This is a genomic window from Pseudomonas sp. D47, from assembly GCF_045447305.1.
Classification (GTDB): domain Bacteria; phylum Pseudomonadota; class Gammaproteobacteria; order Pseudomonadales; family Pseudomonadaceae; genus Aquipseudomonas.
Map to the genome: position 1 here is coordinate 1 of NZ_JBJGXU010000130.1, position 4030 is coordinate 4030.

The following is a 4030-nucleotide window of genomic DNA, read 5'->3' on the forward strand; positions in this document are numbered from 1 at the left end:
GATAGTCCGCGTGCGGGCTCCAACCCATGGCGGCAGCCGCGATCTCGTTGAGCAACCGCCGCGCTGGGTGATTGCTACGGCTGAGGAAACTTTTGTCCAGCACCGCGACTTTCAGCATCGGGATCTGCAAGCGGGCAATCAAGCCCTTGAAGGCATCCGGCACGGTACGGTCGTTAAGGATGAAATCGAACAGCAGCGCGATCAGGTTGATCACATCCTCATCGGCGTCTTCCACAACACGGGATTTGCCACTCTTGACGCTGACCCGGGTCAACAACTGCCCAAGCTGGTTGCGCAGGTCAAAGTCGTCTTCGGCCTCGGGTTCCGGCACGTATTGTTGCAAATGGGAGAGCAGGCGCAGCAGGTCGCGGGTGGCAATGGGTTGCGGCTCGGCGCAGGCCTCAAGGGTGGGCGCTACACTGCCACGTACCGCCGCCAGCAACTTTTGCAACGCGGCGAAGGCTTCCTGGCCGTTTTCATCCAGCGGCGGGTCGATGCTGGGCAGGCTGCCTTCTTGCTGTTGTTCGCGCGCCGCACGCCCGCCGGGCCGACGTGACGGCACCGCCTTGAGTTCAGGCAGCACCCCGGTGGCAACCAGCAACTGGTTGGCTTCGCCGAACAGTTGATCGGCGTCGCTGAGCACGTACTTTTCAAACAGCTTGAGCATGATCAGCTTGACGCGGATCTCCACCCCCAAGCTGCGCCCCGCGCGCAAAAAGAACTCACAAAGCAGCGCCGGGCCCAACGGGTTATCTCGCTCGTCCAGGGGCTTGCCGAGCACCGTGCCCAAGCGTGCAGTCAGTTGCCCCAGCGCCAGGCCATCGCGGTGCCGCACCCGGCCCAGCATGGCCTCCAGTGCAACGGCTTTTTCCAGGGCATCGCTGGACGTGCCGGGCGCCGCCTCGTAGGACACTACCGGCACCAGGTGCGGCTCGCCCGGCCCGCTGGGGCCCAGATTGGCGAAGGCGGCGAACAGTTGCTCCATGAATACGCGTTCGAAGTTCTTACGCTTGAGGCGCAAGTCGCGCATGGCTTCAAAGAAAATGTGATGGTCAACATTACTGCGGGCCTTGTCGGCCATTTCGAACAGGGTGTCGTCGGCGTTATCGAACAGCTCCTGCAAGCCTTGCTGCAACTGTTGGGCAGCCTTGTCGCGAACCTGCATCAACACCACCGGCAGGCGCGCGAGCGGGGATGGCGTGGCCTGTGCCTTGTTGATAGGCACCACCTTTCCGTCAATGTGCATCCTGGCCTCCTGAAACGGCGATGTTGGGGTGGGGAAAAATCGGCGACAGGTCCAATTGGGCTGCAAAAGCCGGTTACCACCAAGACGTCAAAGCTATGACGCCAATTGCAAGGCGCGAGATTATCTTGCAAACGAGGGTAGTTGCGCCAGCAAACTCTGCCATTGCGGTGTAAATGAGTGGGGAGCCTGGGTTCAAAGGCGCACAGCCCCTATAATCGAGGCACCTTGTTTGTGGAGCCTGTTATGCCGAATCTCCGTCTTGCCGACCTTACCGCCGAAATCGAAGCCAACGTGCGCCGTGCACTGCTGGAAGACATCGGCAGCGGCGATATCACTGCGCAATTGATCCCCGCCGAACGACTGGCCAAGGCCACGATCATTACTCGCGATGCCGCCGTTATCGCCGGTACTGCCTGGGTGGACGCCGTCTTCCGCCAGCTCGACCCTCGGGTCGCGGTGCATTGGCAGGTGGCCGACGGTGAGCGCGTCAGCCCCAACCAGGCGCTGTTCCATCTGGAAGGCCCGGCCCGTTCGCTGCTGAGTGGCGAACGCTGCGCACTGAATTTTCTGCAGATGCTGTCAGGCGTCGCCACCCGCGCCCACTACTTGGCGGATTTTGTCGCCACGACCCAGGTCAAGTTGCTGGACACCCGCAAAACCCTGCCAGGCCTGCGCCTAGCGCAGAAGTACGCGGTCACCTGCGGCGGTTGCCACAACCATCGCATCGGTTTGTATGACGCGTTCCTGATCAAGGAAAACCATATCGCCGCCTGTGGCGGTATTGCCCAGGCGATTTCGGCCGCCCACAAAATCGCCCCGGGCAAGCCGGTGGAAATCGAAGTGGAAAGCCTGGATGAACTGCGCGAAGCACTGGCGGCGGGTGCCGATATCATCATGCTCGACGAGTTGAGCCTGGATGACATGCGTGAGGCCGTGCGCCTGAACGCCGGCAAGGCCAAGCTGGAAGCAAGCGGCGGGATCAATGAAACCACCCTGCTGCCCATCGCTGAAACCGGGGTGGATTACATCTCCATCGGTGCGATGACCAAGGATGTGAAGGCGGTGGATTTGTCGATGCGCCTCAGTATCTGAGGCGCATGACCGAAATTTGTGTGGCGGCTTGTTGCGGTGAGCGGGGCTGTCGTGGCGAGCCCACTCACCAGTTCAAGCCTCACCACAACAAGCCCACTCGCCAACCAAGCGAGCCTCCACAACAAGCTCGTTGCAGGCTTAGTGCTTAGATCGCGAGATTATTCATCCCGCAATACTCGTTCCAGTCGACACCCAGCACCTCGGCAGCCTCTTTGTGCAAGGCCAGTCGCGCCGCCTCGAACTCTTCAGGGGTGGAGGTGTACTTGAGGCTCAGCTCCCATGGCTGCAGGCCCTGGGCCTCAGCCTCATCCTCAAATGCCCATTTGATCTGGTCCTTTTGATCATCGGCGCTCAGGTCCTTGATCTCATGCAGCAGTTCCGGCGACTCCGCGACGTACTTTTTGAGGGCTGCTTCGTGCCGCGCTTCCTGGGTCATCTCTGATGTGGTCATGTTGTTCTCTTAGATCGAGGAATGGGGATGCATCTGGGTCATCAAGGTTGCGCAGATACGAAAGAGCGGGCACGAATGCCGGCTCGTCTGGCCTTCAGAACCATTCTGGGATCATCTGAAAACGTTGCCTTTGAAACAGTGTTGCCTTTGTGCCCGAGACAGGAATCGAACCATTCGACTCTAGCCCAGTGAAAACGGTAAGCCTTTTAGATACAAATATAAAAAGGGCACTCATTTGGGCACTCAGAAAAAACTGAATCCTGCATCAGCTTTAGCTGCTTGCGACCTCAGCTTAGCCCAGGTAATACGCTTGGGCTACTGTTCCATAACTACAGCCAGGCTGCGCATGTATTCCTCATCCTGATGATTCAGCATCCGGGTTACTCGCAATAGCTTGATCCTTCATTCCTAAAGTCTGAACCAAAGGGAAACGAGCCATGAAACCTTTAACCAGATCGGATTTAATCGAATCAATACTTACTGAAATGGAGCGAGTCTGGGGTCCAAAGGGGTTCGGCGGTGAGCTTGAAGCTTACGCGTGGCTGAAGGAGCACTTTGGGATATCCGAAGAGGAGGACGTGCAATGGCAGGACGTGCTTTCGGATTGGGCCGGCACTTTAGACGAAGATACGGAGGATCTGGATGAGGACGAAAAGGAGCATGTAAAAGCGTTTCTCCAGGACGACTCTGCTGTTACGACGTTCCTTGAGGTTTTGCTCCAGCAATATAGAAATTCTAATGCGACATATTCTGGTTAAGTTGAGAGAAACGCCCCTGTGGAGCTCCAAGCTGGAGAGGTGGAAGACGAGCGCAGTGCTATGAAGGGTGCATCCCGAAAAGCTTTACGCCTAAGTGGAAAACTGTGCCCCTGAAAGGAATTCCCCCAAGATGAGCACACCCAACAAACCGCCGGGCAGATGCAAGCGCCGGTAAAATAGCGAAGCCCCCGGCGCTGAACTCGCCTAAACGTCCATTACGCGATGAAAAACGTACCTTTTTATAATAAAAACTTGTATTTATTTAATAAAAGGTACCTTTTCCCCTATCAAAAAGGTACTATTTTCAGGCCTGGCGAATCACCAGGGGAAGTTTTTGGTACCTTTGGAGATTTGTATGCTTATAAAATTTCAATCCGACAACGAAGAATTTCATCACCGACTTTTGGCAGCGACTGGGCTTGGTACTGTCACTGGAGCTTATCGCTCGGCAGCGGTTCAATACCCTGGACTTAAGAGTCGGAT

The 4030-nt window shown here is 56.9% G+C and carries 4 protein-coding genes; 2 read left to right on the forward strand and 2 right to left on the reverse strand.

Annotated features, from left to right (window positions below; all coding sequences use genetic code 11):
* Window positions 1-1246, reverse strand: a 1246-nt coding sequence (locus tag ACI77I_RS31735) for a DUF1631 family protein (RefSeq protein WP_407000140.1), incomplete at its 3' end; no start/stop codon positions are given.
* A 243-nt stretch (window positions 1247-1489) separates the two neighbouring features.
* Here ACI77I_RS31735 and nadC point away from each other — a divergent pair.
* On the forward strand, window positions 1490-2338 hold the full coding sequence (nadC, locus tag ACI77I_RS31740; protein ID WP_094948949.1) for a carboxylating nicotinate-nucleotide diphosphorylase: 849 nt from the start codon (window positions 1490-1492) through the stop codon (window positions 2336-2338).
* Window positions 2339-2483: 145 nt separating this feature from the next.
* Here nadC and ACI77I_RS31745 read toward each other — a convergent pair whose 3' ends face one another.
* Window positions 2484-2789: a DUF6388 family protein gene (locus ACI77I_RS31745; protein WP_094948948.1), complete on the reverse strand. Its 306-nt coding sequence runs from the start codon at window positions 2787-2789 to the stop codon at window positions 2484-2486.
* Window positions 2790-3226: 437 nt separating this feature from the next.
* Between ACI77I_RS31745 and ACI77I_RS31750 the strand changes: the two genes are divergently transcribed.
* A complete protein-coding gene (locus ACI77I_RS31750) occupies window positions 3227-3547 on the forward strand; it encodes a hypothetical protein (protein ID WP_406994419.1) in 321 nt (106 codons plus the stop codon).
* Window positions 3548-4030 lie beyond the last annotated feature (483 nt).